At 40.3% G+C, this 18,969-nt stretch carries 15 protein-coding genes; 9 read left to right on the forward strand and 6 right to left on the reverse strand.

The features are described from left to right. Nucleotides 1-130 precede the first annotated feature (130 nt). From BLW31_RS00670 to susR, 6 genes are all read right to left on the reverse strand, one after another. Entirely contained in the window at nucleotides 131-3,214 is a 3,084-nt protein-coding gene (locus BLW31_RS00670) for a discoidin domain-containing protein (RefSeq protein ID WP_010536664.1), read from the reverse strand. 14 nt (nucleotides 3,215-3,228) lie between these two features. Continuing rightward, entirely contained in the window at nucleotides 3,229-5,577 is a 2,349-nt protein-coding gene (locus tag BLW31_RS00675) for a GH92 family glycosyl hydrolase (protein ID WP_010536663.1), read from the reverse strand. Nucleotides 5,578-5,611: 34 nt separating this feature from the next. Then, nucleotides 5,612-8,161, reverse strand: a complete 2,550-nt coding sequence (locus BLW31_RS00680; RefSeq protein ID WP_010536662.1) for a glycoside hydrolase family 38 N-terminal domain-containing protein — start codon at nucleotides 8,159-8,161, stop codon at nucleotides 5,612-5,614. A 13-nt stretch (nucleotides 8,162-8,174) separates the two neighbouring features. After that, entirely contained in the window at nucleotides 8,175-8,399 is a 225-nt protein-coding gene (locus BLW31_RS00685) for a hypothetical protein (RefSeq protein ID WP_010536661.1), read from the reverse strand. Nucleotides 8,400-8,474: 75 nt separating this feature from the next. Next, nucleotides 8,475-8,999, reverse strand: a complete 525-nt coding sequence (locus BLW31_RS00690; protein ID WP_010536660.1) for an RNA polymerase sigma-70 factor — start codon at nucleotides 8,997-8,999, stop codon at nucleotides 8,475-8,477. A 190-nt stretch (nucleotides 9,000-9,189) separates the two neighbouring features. Then, complete coding sequence (gene susR, locus BLW31_RS00695; RefSeq protein WP_022301547.1) at nucleotides 9,190-10,794, reverse strand: SusR family glycan utilization regulator; 1,605 nt, start codon at nucleotides 10,792-10,794, stop codon at nucleotides 9,190-9,192. A 259-nt stretch (nucleotides 10,795-11,053) separates the two neighbouring features. Between susR and BLW31_RS00705 the strand changes: the two genes are divergently transcribed. From BLW31_RS00705 to nuoL, 9 genes are all read left to right on the forward strand, one after another. Beyond that, nucleotides 11,054-11,431: a hypothetical protein gene (locus tag BLW31_RS00705; RefSeq protein WP_010536657.1), complete on the forward strand. Its 378-nt coding sequence runs from the start codon at nucleotides 11,054-11,056 to the stop codon at nucleotides 11,429-11,431. A gap of 113 nt (nucleotides 11,432-11,544) precedes the next feature. Next, nucleotides 11,545-11,895 (forward strand): NADH-quinone oxidoreductase subunit A, encoded by a 351-nt coding sequence (locus BLW31_RS00710; protein WP_008760952.1) that lies wholly within the window; start codon nucleotides 11,545-11,547, stop codon nucleotides 11,893-11,895. Beyond that, the gene (locus BLW31_RS00715; protein ID WP_008764304.1) at nucleotides 11,886-12,479 is read left to right on the forward strand and encodes an NADH-quinone oxidoreductase subunit B; all 594 of its coding nucleotides are present in this window, start codon (nucleotides 11,886-11,888) and stop codon (nucleotides 12,477-12,479) included. The genes BLW31_RS00710 and BLW31_RS00715 overlap by 10 nt, the downstream gene beginning before the upstream one ends. An 85-nt stretch (nucleotides 12,480-12,564) precedes the next feature. Then, nucleotides 12,565-14,157 (forward strand): NADH-quinone oxidoreductase subunit D, encoded by a 1,593-nt coding sequence (locus BLW31_RS00720; protein ID WP_010536656.1) that lies wholly within the window; start codon nucleotides 12,565-12,567, stop codon nucleotides 14,155-14,157. A 123-nt stretch (nucleotides 14,158-14,280) separates the two neighbouring features. Then, a complete protein-coding gene (nuoH, locus tag BLW31_RS00725; protein WP_010536655.1) occupies nucleotides 14,281-15,357 on the forward strand; it encodes an NADH-quinone oxidoreductase subunit NuoH in 1,077 nt (358 codons plus the stop codon). 56 nt (nucleotides 15,358-15,413) lie between these two features. After that, nucleotides 15,414-15,902, forward strand: coding sequence for a 4Fe-4S binding protein (locus tag BLW31_RS00730; RefSeq protein WP_010536654.1), 489 nt, complete (start codon nucleotides 15,414-15,416; stop codon nucleotides 15,900-15,902). Nucleotides 15,903-15,904: 2 nt separating this feature from the next. Continuing rightward, entirely contained in the window at nucleotides 15,905-16,417 is a 513-nt protein-coding gene (locus BLW31_RS00735) for an NADH-quinone oxidoreductase subunit J family protein (protein ID WP_010536653.1), read from the forward strand. A 95-nt stretch (nucleotides 16,418-16,512) separates the two neighbouring features. Then, nucleotides 16,513-16,821: an NADH-quinone oxidoreductase subunit NuoK gene (gene nuoK, locus BLW31_RS00740; protein WP_007764713.1), complete on the forward strand. Its 309-nt coding sequence runs from the start codon at nucleotides 16,513-16,515 to the stop codon at nucleotides 16,819-16,821. A 215-nt stretch (nucleotides 16,822-17,036) separates the two neighbouring features. Next, nucleotides 17,037-18,965 (forward strand): NADH-quinone oxidoreductase subunit L, encoded by a 1,929-nt coding sequence (gene nuoL / locus BLW31_RS00745; RefSeq protein ID WP_010536651.1) that lies wholly within the window; start codon nucleotides 17,037-17,039, stop codon nucleotides 18,963-18,965. Nucleotides 18,966-18,969 lie beyond the last annotated feature (4 nt).

An 18,969-nucleotide genomic window follows, 5' to 3' on the forward strand; every position in this document is an offset into this window, starting at 1 on the left:
CTTTCTACTCCTGAGCATAGTAAATACAGTATATAAGAGATATAAAAAAACAGAAGATAGCGCAGCAATGCTGAACTTACTATCTTCTGGTATTCAAAATAAAAAAGTAGTCCTTAGTTTTCTACATATATCATATATCCAATTTCTTCTGTTCAGCCTTACCATACTGTTTAAGCAAAACACTGACTCCCTCTTTCAACATTTCCGGTTCTGCTTCAACAGAAATAGTCCGTTCTTCACCCGGCATCAAAGTTATATAATTATCAGACATGATAACAGGAAGAATTCTTTCTTGAGTGGCCGTATTCACCAATCTTATCCGGTTAGCACAAGCAACTGTTTTCGAATGATTTTTCACCGATAATTTCATCTTCCCTTCAGATATCATCGACTTGTCAACTAACTTGCAAGACAATTCTGCTTCCGGTAACGTATTCAAGGCCGTATAATCAAGATCAGTCACACCGTTTCTCCAGTAGAAGTTATCTGAAATCAAATTACCATTTGCGTCTGTCAGTTCTAACCGGATGAAATGGAGTGGAGTCAATTCCTCAACATTTTTTTGTTTCTTACCATAGATTTCAAATTCATACAGTGAATATCCAAAGTCTGTAGCACGGCTAACTCCTTCCATTTTCACATAACGCGCAGTAACCGGAGAGAGTTTGATCTCATCTGTACCGCCTTTTCCATCTTTGTTTGTATAGACAGTTTTCCATTTCTTCGCATCATTCGAGACTTGGATTTCATACTCTTTGGCACGTGCAGTTTCCCATTTCAACACAACATTCTCTATTTTTTCTTTCTTACCCAAGTCAACATAAATCCATTGAGAATCGCTCGCATCACTTTCCCAACGACTCCCTGCTCCTCCGTCAGCTACTAAAGAAGCCGGTCTGGATGCTGATGATGAAGAAGCTACCACATTCTTGCCAAAAGCCAGATTGTATGGATTGAAGTTTAACGTGAATGCTTCCGCAATGTTACTTGCCGGTACGTCCATCTGTTTTGTACGTCCATAAGCCGCAACCTCTTTTCCATTCAGGTTGTAGATAGTTGCTTTAGCATAAGCGCCCTTCAAGTCTTTGGTAGTGGTATTTACTGCTTTTATACTATTATTAGAAGAGTTCCACTGGAGATGAAGATGTTCGCAAGCCTTCTTTGCTCCCCAATAAGCTCCGGTAGGATCATAATAATAGTCATACGTCTGCCATACGAATGATGGATATGCCGGATGACTCATCCAGATCAGAAGTCCGGCTGCATCATTCCACATTTTATCATTCCATGCTTCATACATTCCTTTCATTACTTCAATATTCAGCAACTGGGCTTTCTCACAGAACTCTTCCAGACTGGAAGATTCCCCGAATTGTGTATTTACTGATTTTTTATAATTGATAGGGTTGGCATTGGACGCTTCTTTACCAAAGAAATGCTTATTCCAAACGTTATCATCATCATCTTTCAATTGTTCATCAGTAGGCAGAGGCCACCATGAGTCTTGGGGTATAAACAGTTTCACACTCTCAAATGTCGGAAAGGTAGCCGTTCCTATTTCAGTACGCAGACCATAGCCATGATCTATACCATACGGATAAGCCGGTTCATTGAATGCCAGATTACTGCCCGAAGTCTCAAAATGATGTTTAGGCGGCTGATTTCCCCACCATCCACTTCCGGATAAACCGTCCTGATTGGAACAAGACTTATACATTCGGTCGTTTTTGTCTTCTTGAGCTATCATCTCACGCAAATAATTATCCAAATCAGGCTCCGGATGTGTTTCATTAGCACCGCACCAGATAGCAATAGAAGGGTGATTCCTTAAACGTCTCACTTTATCAAGAGCATTCGCTTTGAATGCTTCCGGCTGAGCTACGCTATTATAAGCTACATACAGCCAGAAATCATTCCATACCATGATTCCATACTTATCGCAATAATCATAGAATTCATCATCAGTCACACAACCTGTCCACAAACGGATCATGTTGTAGTTCATATCTTTATGCAACTTGATTTTGGTTTCGTACTCTTTGCCATGACAACGAAGCAGATACTCGCTCATTCCCCAGTTTCCACCTTTCAGATAAATCTTCTGTCCATTGATAAAGAATGTCAGAACCGGGTAATTCACTACGTTGTTGATCATCTTATATTCATACTTTTTGATACCAAAAGTAATATCCTTTTCATCCGATACTTTTCCATCTATCGAACAAGTCAGTTTACAGGTATAAAGATTCGGTTCTCCATAGCCGTTAGGCCACCAAAGTTTCGGATTACGAATAACTAATGCAGCAAAATCACTTTTATCTACCGACAACTGTGCTGTTTCTTTTCCTCCCACCCGAATGTGCTTGGAAAAGGTTATATTTCCCGGCTGAATAACACCGGAAACTTCCACTTCTTTCGGAGCAGAAGAAGCATTCTTGATTCCTGTAGAGAAAGATAACTCCGCTTGTTGCAAAGTCGGCAATTCCGAGCGAATCCACGGGTCTTCCATCACAGCATCACCTGTAATAGACAGATATGCATTTCCTGTAATTCCGGCAAGACGCCCCGGAACATACGGCATCCAATCCCAACCGGCACCTGCCAGATAGCTGGGACTACAAGCAACACCATACGGATCTTTTCCTTTACGAGTCTTTTTCTGGTCGGGATCAGTAATCAAAACCGCAACCGCATTCTTTCCTGATTTCTTAATCAGATGTGTCACATCAAATTTGGAACGCAACATATGCCCGCTTACATCTTTAGTAGATGTCTTTGTCCCCGATATTTTTTCTCCGTTAAAATAGAAATCGGCGAAACGATTGGTATTGTCAAAATGAAGCCAAACACGCTTACCGGCTGAATAAGATGCCGGAAGTTCAAATTCCGTACGATACCAGAAAGGACGGTTATAAAACGCCTCGTCTACTTTGTATATATTATCAGCATAGTTAGGATCGGGAACGATTCCGGCTTCAACATATGCTGTAAAAACTGCTCCGGGCACTACTCCTTTCACATAGTCCGGCATTTTAAAACCTGGGGTAGAGATTTGTTCTCCTCCCATATTATTCAAATCTGCCTGCGGTTTGACTTCCCATACTATCTTGGGATTGGAACTGTTCAATGACATGGTAGAAGTCTGAGCATGCCCTATTCCATTCAGTACAAACAAACTTGATGCCAGTAAAAGAAGTCTAAACTTATTCATCATATTATTCAGCTATTTTAAATGTTAGATAAAACTCCCCATTTTGTATTGGGCTTATCGCCCATAAATAATTCCAATGTTCCTCCTGCTGCAATCTCAGCAAAGTCAAGGTAACATTTATTGTACTCCTTGCCATTCAGTAAGGCTTTTTGTATATATAGATTATTTGTGTTGTTATTGTGAGCAATAATAGTAAATACTTTTCCCTGATGATATTTTGAATCCAGCTTAAATTCTACCTTGTCAAAAACAGGACTGGTTATTTCCATACGTGTATTACCGGGACAGGAAGGATGAATTCCGGAAGCAGCCAATATATACCACGCAGACATCTGTCCGACATCTTCATTGCCAACAATTCCTTCTACTTTGTTCGCATAAGCATTTTTACAGATATATCGTGTCCACTTCTGTGTATACCAAGGCACATCCAGCTGATTAAAAAGGAAAGGAACAAAATGTACCGGTTCATTAGCATGATTATAATAATTATTCCATAACATATCAGAAGGAGTATGATCAAATAAATTAGTCAGATTAGCTATTACCTTTTCCTTGCCACCCATCAATTCAACCATTCCCGGAACATCATGCGGTACAAACCAACCTTGCTGATAAGCATTCGACTCAATGCAACCATACCATTCTTCGGTCAGTGCATTCTCCGGCCATGCTTTCCATGATCCATCTGCATTACGGGGACGGAACCAGCCTTTTTCCACATCAAACATATTATGATAGGCTTGCCCTTTTTCATAAAAGAGCTTTGCATCTTCTTCTTTTCCCAACGCCTTTGCCAACTGAGCCACACACCAGTCTGCATAAGCATATTCCAGAGTATACGAAATACTCAACGGTTCAGGTGTATATCCCAACAAATCATTCCCAAACTTAGCCGACGTGTTGACTGCATACTGATATGCTTTTTCCACATCGTATGTGCGAATTCCTTTCATATAAGCGTCTGCCAGCACCGACAATGCAGGATTACCTATCATACAACCGGAATAAGAATTCAGAAGTTCCCAACGTTCGTAATATTCCCGTCCACTCTGATCTGCCATCGTTATCAGTGAATTCAACGCATCACTCACCAAATGCGGATTGATCATCGCTTGTAAAGGGAACTGGCTACGGAAAACATCCCAACCACTAAATATGGTACGTTTGATAAATGTACCATCCTGTTCATGTATCTTTTTATCTCCGCCAATGTATCGCCCGTCTACATCTGTATAGATACGCGGATCAATCATAGTATGATACAATGATGTATAAAAAACAGTTTTCTCGTCATCCGTTCCACCGGATATCCGTACACGGCTAAGCTCTTGATTCCACAAATCATTTGCTTCCTGTTTTACTTGAGCAAAGTTTTTAGAAGCAATCTCCTGTTTAAAGTTGTTGGCTGCTCCTTCCATATCGACAAAGGAGATACCGACTTTCATCTCAACTTCTTCTCCTTCTTTCGTCGGAAATTCGGTGAAGAATCCAAGATGCTTTCCTTCCAGCTCTTTTTTATCTTTAATGACCGGAGCTTGTGATACACGTGTCAGATAAGGAATACTCACCACTTCATCACGCTTCCGAACCCAGTCATCGGGAATATCTGCACTCCAAAAACCATAATTACTCAATGGTTTGCTAAATTGTGCATAATAATAAACAGTATAATCGGAGTTTCCCTCACCGTTTCCCCATCCGCCACCATCGGGTGTACACTTCATCCAACCTTGGATGGTATGATCATCCAATACTTTCACATATTGCGAAGTGGAGGTTCCTCCCACTCTACGTGCCAAGTCTATCTGAATACGAGATTGCTCACTGGAAGGGAAAGTGAATTGCAATATTCCACAATGAGGTGTCGCACTACTCTCTACTTTAATCTTATAATCAGTCAGTTCTACTGAATAATATCCTGCTTTAGCTGTTTCGGTTGCTTTATCATAAGCAGAACGATAACCTTTTATACTTCCATCTTCTTTACCCGCAATTTTTTGCAATTTGCCCGTTGTAGGCATCACAAGGAAATTTCCTAAATCCCCAAACCACCCTACTCCACTCATTTGGGTAAAGGCAAAACCTTCAATGGTTTTATGTTCATCACTATAACCGGAACCATTGTCACCGCCGGTTATTGTATTAGGACTTACTTGTACCATGCCGTAAGGAGTAGTAGCGCCGGGAAATGTCTTACCTAATCCATGATAAACACCGGCAGCTCCTACACTGGTACTGGCACCTATAAAAGGATTTACATAATCAGTCGGAATTAAATCTTCTGTTACCACTCCTGCCGAAGAACAAGCTGTCAGCCACAAAAAAGAGCAAGCTATTAAAAGATTAGCGCTAGCTTTATACATAAAAATATTACAGTTTACTATTATTAGAATATGTTCAATTCAAGTTCAAAGCAAATGTCTTTATACCGAAACGAGGGATAGAAATACTAATTTCAGATTTTCCGGCACGTGTTTTTATTGTCTTTCTGTCGATAATTCTACCATTCAGATCTACTTCTTCTATACTAGACAGCGGTATATCAAAAGTGATATTGTGCTGCTTCTTGTCACCTTCCGCATTAAACAAGCGTAATATAATTTTCCCATCTTTCATATTGGCAGCACTCACCTGATAACCGCTGTTCTTTAAGTTTACCAATGATCTTGACTCCAATTTTACAGATGGATGATAAGAACATAACAATGGTTCATTCCAACAATCACTCTTCGTTGCAATAGCAGCCTTGTCCCATTTTCCACGATGAGGAACAATAGCATATTTCATTCTCAATGGTCCCGTGATCTTATAGTCAGGTCCCCAAAGTCCATTACCAGAATATTGAGCAGTCAATCCTAGCGGATAATCCTCTCCATGTGAATAGGAAGTTGTATGATCTGAGAATAAAGCCAATGCATAATCCCCTTCCTGCTCTGCCAAATCAACCCAATGGAGAATAATGTTATGCTTAATCTGATCCCAACTATTGAAAAATGTATTATCTAACTTACTTTCACAAACATCAAACGGTGCGTTTTTATAAATACGGGGAGAACGAAGATCTACAGGGAAAAGTACACTTAACTTAAATCTGTCATCACAATAAGCTCTGCGATTATCCCGCCAACTATTTTCTTTATATTCTCCTATACCTACATTTTTCTTCCAGTTAATAGTAAGATCAAAATCAATACGTTTCTCCCCTTGGGCAATGCTTATAATCTGTACAAAAGGATGTGAAGCGATTTCTCCTTCCAATTTTACCTTTGTCTCTTGTATATTACTCCGCAAAACCGTCATCTTAGCTGGAGTCTCTGTAGAAGACCGAAACTTACCTTCGTCATAAAAATAGCCTCTCAGCTCACCAATCGAATAGTCACCCGTCTGTTTGGCAAACTCCTTGTTTCCTTCTTTTTTGGCTACCAGACTTTTAATAATTCCTCCCTTCGACAAGTCAAAAACAATTTTATACATATCATTTTCAACCACATATTCCCGTTCATTTATTATCTTTTCGTTTCCTGAAACCGTTCTTTTACCTGTCTTTACTTGCTTTATACGGTATGTGGAGTAGCCGAAGGGAGGAACATCTACTTCAAACAACAATCTAATTTTTCCACCTTCTTTTCCTATTGAATAATCAACTTTTTTATTTCTACAATCATTGACTTCCAAATCAGTATCTGCATATTCCTGTGGAAGTACAACATTGACCTGCTCTGTTCTTCTTATCCCCAATGTATTATAAACACGTACAAATCCCTGAGCATTTTCAGAATTAATAGTATCGTTATCAAAACTGCATATAGAAGCGGAAGTAATTTTATCAGCCACAGTATTTGTCTCATCTGTCCATCGCTTTATTTGATCCGCCCACGTTCCAAATTTATTTAGTCCATTGTAAGGTACAATCCAGGAATCATGATGTTGCGCAAGCATCAAAGTACGCCATGCCTCATCCAAATCTTCCTGAACACAAGTGTAACCATTGGCAAGATGAGCAATAACAGACATCTTCTCTGCCATTATTATTTTATTCTCAGAAGTACGTACTTCTTGAGCAATTCTCTGCAACACTTGGCTTCCCCACATTAAGTTTACACGCATATCTTCCTGCGAGAAATACCAGTCATCATTCGTTTTACCAATGGAAATATTCTCAAAATAATCTTTCCACGTCACATAAATTGAATTACTTTTTATATTCTTTCCACTTCCCAACCATGGACCATTTTTCCATCCGGCATCTTGGAAACACATTCCCACAGGATGTTCAATCCCTGCATCACGACAAGCATTCAGATAAGATTCTTCATTACACCAAGCAGTTGTCTGCCAAGTAGAATTCTCTTCCAATTTCTCGCAAGCATAGCGAGGAACAGTAAGAATGGGAGTTCCATCCGGGCCTACCCAATTGACCAATTCGCCGCCATAAGCGTTAGTGTATCCTCCCCAACAAGTATTCGGGCATTTGAGTACAGCATACTTAAAACCAAATAGCTTCAATATCTGAGGCAAACAACTTGTGAAACAAGGTTCTTCCACAGAATAAGTGGTAAAAGTCACTCCCGGAAAATGTTTATTTATCTTAGCAATACCATATTGAAACTGACGTATAATGCTTTCGCCCGATATATTATAACAATAAGGCTGAGCATAAGTAGGATTTGTAAACTCTACCTGTTTACTTACTACTATATTTTTTAATTGTCGATAGGCTTCAGGAGTCTGTATTTGCACCGTATCCCATGTTTCAGGCTCTATTTCCAGACAAATTCGCCAATCCGGATGCTTGGACAACTGGTCGACAATAAACTGAGTTTTCCACTTCACCGGATAATGCCCGTATATCCCTCCATGATATCCATCAACAAAATAAGCTTGTTGCGAATGAACATGCGTACATATAAAAACAAGTAGTAATATGATGTTATAAAGTCTATTCATGGTATTTTTAAGCCTATTTATTTTCGCAATTCTCTATCCGACTCATAAATTCAGATAGTTTTTGCTTAGCAAGTTCTCTATCATCCTTAGGAAACGACCAATCCACAAGAGCCACAACATTTTGATACTCAATAAATTCCTCTCGTATCTCCCCATTATTATTCACATCCAAAAGGAAGTCTTCCTTCTCTTCTGAAGTCAATTCACCTGCAAAATATTTATTTAAATTAGTTCCCATTATTCGTTCCTTTTTACAAAAGAACGATTATCCTGGTAAATACCCCTAAAAAAATATCAATAAAATTATTAAAAGTCATGCTGCAAGGCAAATATTTAGTTTTACCCTTAACTTTTTGAGTGCTATCCCCATCTGACATTCTACTGTATTTACTGAAATACCCAAACGTTCTGAGATTTCTCTATATTTTAATCCTTCGACACGACTTAATAAAAATATGTCACGACATTTCCGAGGCAAACTATTGATTGCATTGCGAACGAGAATTTCCGTTTCATTTCCTTCCGAGATATCCGATACATCAAACCTGTCTAAAGATTGTAACTTCAAAGACATTTCTATTTCGAAAGATGTTTGTACAGACTCAATATATTTCTGTTCAAACATTTTATGTTTCAAATGATCCAAGCATCTGTTCTTTATTAACCTGAAAAGATACGCGTTCATATTTTCAATGCGATCCATAGAATCGCGCTTCGCCCATAAGTCGGTAAACACATCTTGTGTTATGTTTTCGGCATCCTCTTCCAGTATCACAAATTCCTTTGCAAACCGAACTAATTTTGAATAATAAGTAAGATACAATTCTGAAAAATCCATAGTTGTGTTTCTTTAGATTAGTATTCAGTTATCAAAAATCTTGTGATGCAAATATAGAGATGAAAAAAGCCTACTTCTTATTGGAAGTAGGCTGTAAAGTAGATATTTTTAAAGGTATTTTTCAGATAACATATTATTATTCAATATTTTACCAATTTACCATTTTAAGGTTTTGGTAAACCAAATAGAATCATTTTTGAGACAAAGAACCAAGCTTTTTCACCTCTTCTTCGAAGATATTTCCATCTAATACAGACATCCTCTTCACTTTACTCTTATAATTATAGATCGTTTGTACTGAGTAATGCAAGAAAACAGCAATTTGCGAAACATCTGTAATCCCCATTCGCATCAAAGCAAAAATACGCAATTCTGTATTCAACTGGTCTTTGTCCAGTTTATAACAATCTTCCGGTTTCAACAATGAATTGAACTCTTCGACAAAATTAGGATACAATTTTAAGAACGCTTTATCAAAATTGGTATATAATCCTTCCAGTTCCTTTTCAAAAGGACGAGAAGAAGATTTGTATAAATCATCTACTTGTCCGGTTTTTATTTTTCGATTTACATTTTTCCTATATTCATCCAGTTTATTAATGTAAACGGCACACTGGTTCATAAAATAGCCTACATATCTTTCTTTTATTAAATTAGCCTCATCCAAATTCTTGTTCAACGCAACCAACTCTTCATTCATAACATTAAGATTCTTCTTTGCACGGGAAACAATCTTAGTCTGTTTATAAGTGAAATATAAAGTGATAGCAAGAGCTACTACAAACAGACTAGTGAGCAAAATATAAAAACGAAGATTCTGCTTTTGCTTCTCTAGCCTATATAAGTAAGTATTCTCTATAATAGGATGAATACGGGCTATTACCGTATTCTTAAAACGGGAATTATAAAAGATAGCATCACTCAATGCTACTTTGATATAATTATAAGATCTATCGATATCTCCTTTATGGTATAAATTCACAGCTAAAGTCAATAAAGCCTCATTTTCTTTCACTGCCAATTTTATATCGGTCATAGCAGCTAATATAAGATACTTTTCCTCTAATTCAAGCTCTCCAACCTGTCTATACGCTCTTGACAGTCCCATAGACATCATCGCAAACCCATGAGTACCAGTTTTTTCCTTTTGATAGATTTTAGTCAGTATCTTAAGTGCTTCTTTTGCATTTCCCTGATCCTGAAGTTTTATAGCTCTTTCTTTCGAATATTCCTCCGAGGCATCATACAAAATACTCATGACTGTATCTCGATATGCCTCTTTTTCAACCAAATATTCACTGGCGAACCGAACATCATCTGTATATTTAATCAGGTTTTCATAATACCGAATACGATTCCAACAATACAAAGCTTGTAAATGACTTGGTAAATCCGAACAATTGATAGACTTGAAAATATCATTAGCTTGAACAAACAGCCCCGACAACGAATAAACAAAAGCCAACTGTAACTTGCCTTCCAATAAGTAGGTTTCATTACCCAGTTTTTTAGCTATCTCAATATTTTCATTAATGTATTGTTCTGCAGAATCGCAGACAAACGTTTCATATTGGTGGAGGATTTCGGAGTTCAGACGGTACATATCGTCCAATGTCTTCTGTTCTTTCTTTTTCGCTTTCAGCTCTTTGATAGTAGCTTCTTTCTTTTCTGTATACACAAGACGCTCAGAAATCACTTTATCTAAAACTTTCAACAGAGAATCATTCTCGCTATTTGCATGAAGATCCAACAATGAACCTAGTAAAATTGTTATAAAGCAAAGTGTGTATTTCATATCAATGTGTTATATACAATTTGCAAAAAAATGAATTTTCTTTGGGTAATTCGTCAAAAAGAACGTAAATCGTTCTTTTTATTACATCTTTTAACCAAATGCGAACTGATTCATACTATAAAAGAAGATAATTCTCCAGAGCAATATGAAGATAAAAACGGACTTGAAGTAAAGCAAGTTAAAAAATACTTTTTTGTAATCCGGACTTTGCAAAAAATATGAATATTAATCCTATATTTGCAGCCGTTAAAAGAGAAAGATGAAACAAAGCTTAAAATACGGACTATTTCTGGTACTTGCTTTGCTGATCCATGTTGTTCCCAATGAAACAATGGAAGATAACTGCAGAGTAGCCCCCCCGACATATCGTCAGGAGAAATGCTACGTATCTCAGGACCACCCTGTTCATAATGCTCTTGAACGCCTATATTATTTTTATTCTACCCAATCTTGTGATATGAGTCATGCAGATGTTGCACATGTCCCCACGGATAAAAGCGTGCAACTGCTGATTGCTTATTTTCGTGAATATAAAAGCCAGCAAAACACTTCGCAAACTCATTCACTTCATATTCCCAAGTACTTTTACGATCCTATTACATATTATATATATGGCCTAAGGAAGATCGTCATTTAGACGGTACAATCTTTTATCTTATTCGTCAATTCATTACAGTTGGTTTCATCCGGGTATGGAAAAACTAATTGTTTATCTCTATATAATATTCAATCTAAACAGCTATTGAAATTATGAATTTTACATTTTTAGTTGTTGTTTTACTGACAGCGCTTGCTTTTGTCGGTGTAGTAATAGCCCTTTCACGAGCTATTTCACCACGTTCGTACAATGTACAAAAGTTTGAAGCTTATGAATGTGGTATACCAACGCGTGGCAAATCATGGATGCAGTTCCGTGTAGGTTACTACTTGTTTGCCATCTTGTTTCTGATGTTCGACGTGGAGACAGCTTTCTTGTTCCCGTGGGCAGTGGTCATGCATGACATGGGGCCCCAAGGACTCGTTAGCATTCTCTTCTTCTTTATTATTTTAGTTCTGGGTCTTGCTTATGCCTGGAGGAAAGGAGCTTTGGAATGGAAATAACCAAAAAACCGAAAATAAAATCAATTCCGTATGATGAATTCATCGATAATGAATCATTGGAAAAGTTGGTCAAAGAACTTAATGCCGGAGGAGCGAATGTTTTTCTCGGGGTTCTGGACGATCTGGTCAACTGGGGACGCAGCAATTCACTGTGGCCGCTTACTTTCGCAACCAGCTGTTGCGGTATCGAATTCATGGCACTGGGTGCCGCGCGTTATGATATGGCCCGCTTCGGGTTCGAAGTAGCACGTGCCAGTCCGCGTCAAGCTGATATGATCATGGTTTGCGGAACAATCACGAATAAGATGGCACCGGTACTGAAACGCTTGTATGACCAAATGCCTGATCCGAAATATGTGGTTGCCGTAGGTGGATGTGCCGTCAGTGGAGGTCCTTTTAAAAAGTCATACCACGTGGTGAACGGAGTGGACAAGATTCTTCCGGTAGACGTATATATTCCCGGATGTCCGCCGCGCCCGGAAGCTTTCTATTATGGCATGATGCAATTACAACGTAAAGTGAAAATAGAAAAATTCTTTGGTGGAACGAATAGAAAAGAGAAGAAACCGGAATTTATGAAATGAAGAATGAAAAATGAAGAATGAAGAGTTTCTATGTAGTTCCGAAATTCAGATAATTCTTCATTCCTAATTCTTAATTTAAACAATTATGCAAGAAATACAATTTATAGCTCCTGCAGCGTTACACGACGAGATGCTGCGCTTGCGAAATGAAAAACAGATGGACTTCTTGGAAAGCCTGACCGGTATGGACTGGGGAGTGGCAGACGAGAAGGACGCCCCGGAGAAACTCCGTGGTTTAGGCGTTGTCTACCATCTGGAATCGACTGTTACGGGAGAACGGATAGCACTAAAAACAGCCGTGAACGACCGTGAACGACCGGAAATTCCGTCAGTCAGCGATATATGGAAGATAGCCGACTTTTACGAACGCGAAGTCTTCGACTACTATGGCATTGTTTTCGTAGGTCATCCGGATATGCGCCGCCTTTATTTACGTAATGATTGGGTAGGATACCCCATGCGTAAAGATAATGATCCGGAGAAAGATAATCCGCTTTGTATGGCCAACGAGGAGACGTTCGATACAACACAGGAAATAGAACTTAATCCGGACGGAACCATTAAAAACAGAGAAATGAAACTCTTCGGAGAAGAAGAGTATGTAGTCAACATTGGTCCGCAACATCCTGCAACGCATGGTGTAATGCGCTTCCGCGTTTCTCTTGAAGGCGAGATCATTCGTAAAATCGATGCTAACTGCGGTTATATCCACCGGGGTATTGAAAAAATGAACGAGAGTCTTACATATCCGCAGACACTGGCGTTAACAGACCGCCTCGATTATCTGGGAGCACACCAAAACCGCCATGCTTTATGCATGTGTATCGAGAAAGCAATGGGCATTGAAGTGAGCGACCGTGTCAAATACATCCGTACCATCATGGATGAGTTGCAACGCATTGACTCTCACTTACTATTCTACTCCGCGCTTGCCATGGACCTCGGAGCATTAACAGCTTTCTTCTATGGATTCCGTGACCGTGAAAAGATTCTCGATATTTTTGAAGAAACTTGTGGCGGACGCTTGATTATGAACTACAATACTATTGGTGGTGTACAAGCTGACCTTCATCCTAATTTCATCAAACGAGTGAAAGAATTTATCCCTTATATGAGAGGAATCATTCACGAATACCATGACATATTTACCGGCAACATTATCGCTCAAAGCCGTATGAAGGGAGTCGGTGTCTTAAGTCGTGAAGATGCAATTTCATTTGGTTGTACCGGAGGTACAGGCCGTGCTTCAGGATGGGCTTGTGATGTGCGTAAGCGAATACCGTATGGTGTATATGATAAAGTAGACTTTCAGGAAATTGTTTATACGGAAGGCGACTGTTTTGCCCGTTACTTGGTTCGTATGGACGAAATCATGGAAAGCCTGAAGATTATTGAGCAATTAATAGACAATATTCCCGAAGGACCCTACCAGGAAAAGATGAAACCTATCATCCGTGTTCCCGAAGGCAGTTATTATGCTGCCGTAGAAGGAAGTCGTGGAGAATTCGGAGTTTTTCTCGAAAGTCAGGGTGACAAGATGCCTTATCGCCTGCACTATCGCGCTACGGGATTGCCACTTGTTGCTGCAATCGATACGATTTGTCGCGGAGCAAAGATCGCTGACTTGATTGCCATCGGAGGAACACTGGACTATGTAGTACCGGATATCGACCGATAAACAAGAGATAAAACAAGTATTAAGTATAAAGTATTAAGTATTAACCGACTATGCAATATGATATACGCTATATTCCGCATGGAATTAATACTTAATACTTAAAACCTAATAATTAAAATATATATGTTCGACTTTAGTATAGTAACAAACTGGATACATGAGCTGCTGCTCTCCGTCATGCCGGAGGGATGGGCTATCTTTATAGAGTGCGTAGCTGTCGGCGTGTGCATCATTGCACTATATGCTATTCTGGCTATCGTATTAATTTACATGGAACGTAAAGTCTGTGGTTTCTTCCAGTGCCGTCTCGGTCCGAACCGTGTCGGTAAATGGGGTTCTATTCAAGTGATATGCGACGTACTCAAGATGCTGACCAAGGAGATTTTCACTCCAAAGGATGCCGACCGCTTTCTCTACAACCTGGCTCCATTCATGGTAATTATCGCCTCGTTCCTCACTTTCGCTTGTATTCCTTTTAATAAAGGAGCGGAAATTCTGAATTTTAATGTGGGCGTATTCTTCCTGCTGGCAGCTTCCAGTATCGGTGTAGTAGGTATTCTGCTTGCCGGCTGGGGTAGTAATAATAAGTTTTCTCTGATCGGTGCCATGCGAAGCGGTGCACAGATTATCAGTTATGAACTGTCTGTAGGCATGAGTATCATGACGATGGTTGTACTGATGGGTACCATGCAATTCTCTGAAATTGTAGAGGGGCAAGCCAACGGATGGTTTATCTTTAAAGGACATATTCCTGCCGTGATCGCTTTCATCATCTATCTCATTGCCGGAAATGCAGAATGTAACCGTGGTCCGTTCGACCTTCCTGAAGCTGAAAGTGAATTGACAGCCGGATATCATACGGAATATTCCGGTATGCACTTCGGTTTCTTTTATCTAGCGGAATATCTGAATTTGTTTATCGTAGCCAGTGTAGCCGCTACTATCTTCTTAGGAGGCTGGATGCCGCTGCATATCGTTGGTCTGGACGGATTCAACGCTGTAATGGACTACATCCCCGGCTTCATCTGGTTCTTTGCCAAGGCATTCTTCGTTGTGTTCCTCTTAATGTGGATCAAATGGACTTTTCCACGTCTGCGTATCGACCAGATTCTGAATCTGGAATGGAAATATCTGGTTCCTATTTCTATGGTAAACCTATTGTTAATGGCATGTTGTGTCGCTTTCGGCTTCCACTTTTAAACGGTAAGACGGCGCAACCGGGTTTCCATTTGGAATAATCATATAATATAAGAATTATGGAATATAAAGATCAAAAATATACGTACTTAGGAGGACTGATACATGGTATCAGCACTCTAGCAACGGGTATGAAAACCAGTATCAAGGTATACTTCCGTAAGAAGGTGACTGAACAGTATCCTGAAAACCGGAAAGAGCTGAAAATGTTCGACCGGTTCCGTGGTACACTGGCAATGCCCCACAATGAGAATAACGAACACCGCTGTGTAGCCTGCGGATTGTGTCAGATGGCTTGTCCGAACGATACAATCAAAGTGACCAGCGAAACGATTGAGACAGAGGACGGTAAGAAGAAGAAAATCCTGGCAAAATATGAATATGACCTGGGAGCTTGTATGTTCTGCCAACTGTGCGTGAATGCTTGTCCGCACGATGCCATCACGTTCGACCAGAATTTCGAGCATGCTGTCTTTGACCGGACGAAGCTTGTCTTGCGACTGAATCATGTCGGTAGTAAAGTAATTGAAAAGAAAAAAGAAGTTTAGATATGGGATCAACACTTGAAACAGTAGTATTCTACTTTTTGGCAGCATTTATTATTGCAATGTCCATCATGACGGTGACTACCCAACGTATTGTCCGCTCAGCCACCTATCTGCTCTTCGTGCTCTTCGGCACGGCTGGCATCTATTTCCTGCTGGGTTACACATTTCTGGGATCTGTCCAGATTATGGTTTATGCCGGTGGTATCGTCGTTCTTTATGTATTCTCCATCCTGCTGACCAGCGGAGAAGGTGACCGCGCCGAGAAACTAAAACGAAGCAGGCTTCTGGCAGGACTCTTTACGATGATTGCAGGTCTGGGAATTATCTTGTTCATCACTCTGAAGCACAACTTCCTGCAAACCGGAAATCTGGCACCGCAGGAGATAAACATTCACGCTATCGGTAATGCCCTGCTAAGCAGTGACAAATATGGTTATATATTACCTTTCGAAGCAATCAGTATTTTATTGCTGGCTTGTATCATCGGTGGTATCATAATCGCCCGAAAGAGATAAATAAGTAAGTATTAACTATTAAGTATCAGGTATTAGGCTGCGCAATGAACCGCAGGGAATTAATACTTAACACTTAAAACCTAATAATTTCAGATATGATACACATGGAATATTATCTGGTAGTTTCTACCATCATGATGTTTGCAGGAATCTATGGATTCTTTACCCGCCGTAACACGCTGGCTATCCTGATTTCTGTAGAGTTAATGCTGAATGCCACGGACATCAACTTCGCCGTGTTCAACCGTTTTCTCTTTCCGGGAGGAATGGAAGGTTATTTCTTTGCACTCTTTTCCATCGCCATCTCGGCTGCGGAAACAGCAATCGCTATCGCCATCATGATTAACATTTATCGTAATCTCCGAAGCATTCAGGTTCGCAATCTGGACGACTTGAAGTGGTGACGCGTTTCATCACCGGAGGAGCTAAGAGTTTCATGCCTTGAAACTAAAAGTTTCATACCGGGGAAACAAGAGTTTCACGCCGGAGAAACAAGAGTTTCGCACCGGGGAAACAAAGGTTTCATACCGGGAAACACAACGGCAAGTCCGGTAATGACGGCTATAAGCTAAAAGATAAAGAATGAATTATAATAAAACAAGTAATTAAAACAAACTGTATGGAACTAACAATTCTAATACTCCTTCTTCCCTTCCTCTCCTTCCTCATTCTGGGAATCGGAGGAAAATGGATGTCTCATCGGACAGCGGGTACTATCGGTACGCTGATACTGGGAGCAGTAGCAGTACTATCATACGTTACAGCTTTCCAATATTTCTCCGCTCCACGCCTGGAAGACGGAACATTTGCCACATTGATACCTTATAATTTTACGTGGCTTCCTTTCACCGAGACTTTACGATTTGACTTGGGCATTCTGCTCGATCCCATATCTGTGATGATGTTGATCGTCATCTCCACCGTATCACTGATGGTGCATATCTACTCCTTCGGTTATATGAAAGGCGAGACTGGTTTTCAACGTTATTACGCTTTCCTGTCACTCTTCACCATGTCTATGCTGGGACTGGTTGTGGCAACAAATATTTTCCAGATGTATCTTTTCTGGGAACTGGTGGGTGTAAGTTCTTACTTACTGATCGGATTCTACTATACCAAACCTGCTGCTATTGCGGCTTCCAAGAAAGCGTTCATCGTCACTCGTTTTGCTGACCTGGGTTTCCTGATCGGTATTCTGATCTACGGATATTATGGTGGAACCTTCGGTTTTACCCCGGACACAGTTTCATTGATTAGTGGCGGAGCCTCCATGCTTCCATTAGCGCTCGGACTGATGTTTGTCGGTGGTGCCGGAAAGAGTGCCATGTTCCCATTACACATTTGGTTACCTGATGCCATGGAAGGTCCGACTCCGGTCAGTGCCCTAATCCATGCTGCTACAATGGTCGTTGCCGGTGTGTATCTGGTTGCCCGTATGTTTCCGCTTTTCATCGCTTATGCACCTGATGTGCTGCACATGATTGCCTGGGTAGGTGCCTTCACGGCTTTCTATGCTGCAAGTGTAGCTTGCGTACAATCGGACATCAAGCGTGTACTGGCATTCTCTACGATCTCACAGATTGGCTTTATGATGGTAGCTTTAGGCGTTTGTACTTCTATGGACCCACATGAAGGAGGTTTGGGCTACATGGCTTCCATGTTCCACCTCTTCACACATGCCATGTTCAAAGCATTACTATTTTTGGGTGCCGGCAGCATTATCCATGCGGTACACTCCAACGAAATGTCAGCTATGGGAGGATTACGCAAATACATGCCTATTACTCACTGGACATTCCTGATTGCCTGTCTTGCCATTGCCGGTATTCCTCCATTCTCCGGTTTCTTCTCCAAAGATGAGATTCTGGCAGCATGCTTCCAATACAGTCCGGTAATGGGTTGGGTAATGACAGTGATTGCTGCAATGACAGCATTCTACATGTTCCGTCTCTACTATGGTATCTTCTGGGGGAAAGAGCCGTCCCGGGCAAGTTCCCATTCGGATCATACACCGCACGGAAACCAGGAAGCGGCACCTTGCCACCTACATGAAAGTCCGTTGGCTATGACATTTCCATTAATGTTTCTGGCTGCTGTTACCTGTGGAGCAGGTTTCATCCCTTTCGGACACTTTATCAGTTCGAACGGTGAATCCTATTCTATTCATCTTGATCCGTCAGTAGCTATCACAAGTGTTGTTATTGCAATCATTTCTATAGCAGTTGCTACCTGGATGTATAAGAATGCCAGACAGCCAGTCGCCGATTCGTTGGCCAAACAGTTTAAAGGCTTACACAAGGCGGCATACAATCGTTTTTATATCGACGATATATACCAGTTTGTAACACACAAGATTATCTTCCGCTGCATTTCTACTCCTATCGCCTGGTTTGACCGTCATGTTGTAGACGGATTCTTTGATTTTCTGGCATGGGCAACGAATACAACCAGCGACGAAATTCGTGGTTTACAAAGCGGTCAGGTACAGCAATACGCATATGTGTTCCTTTGCGGAGCGTTGGCGCTTATCCTGCTGTTGGTTCTTTAATATA

This window comes from Bacteroides faecis MAJ27, from assembly GCF_900106755.1.
GTDB lineage: Bacteria > Bacteroidota > Bacteroidia > Bacteroidales > Bacteroidaceae > Bacteroides > Bacteroides faecis.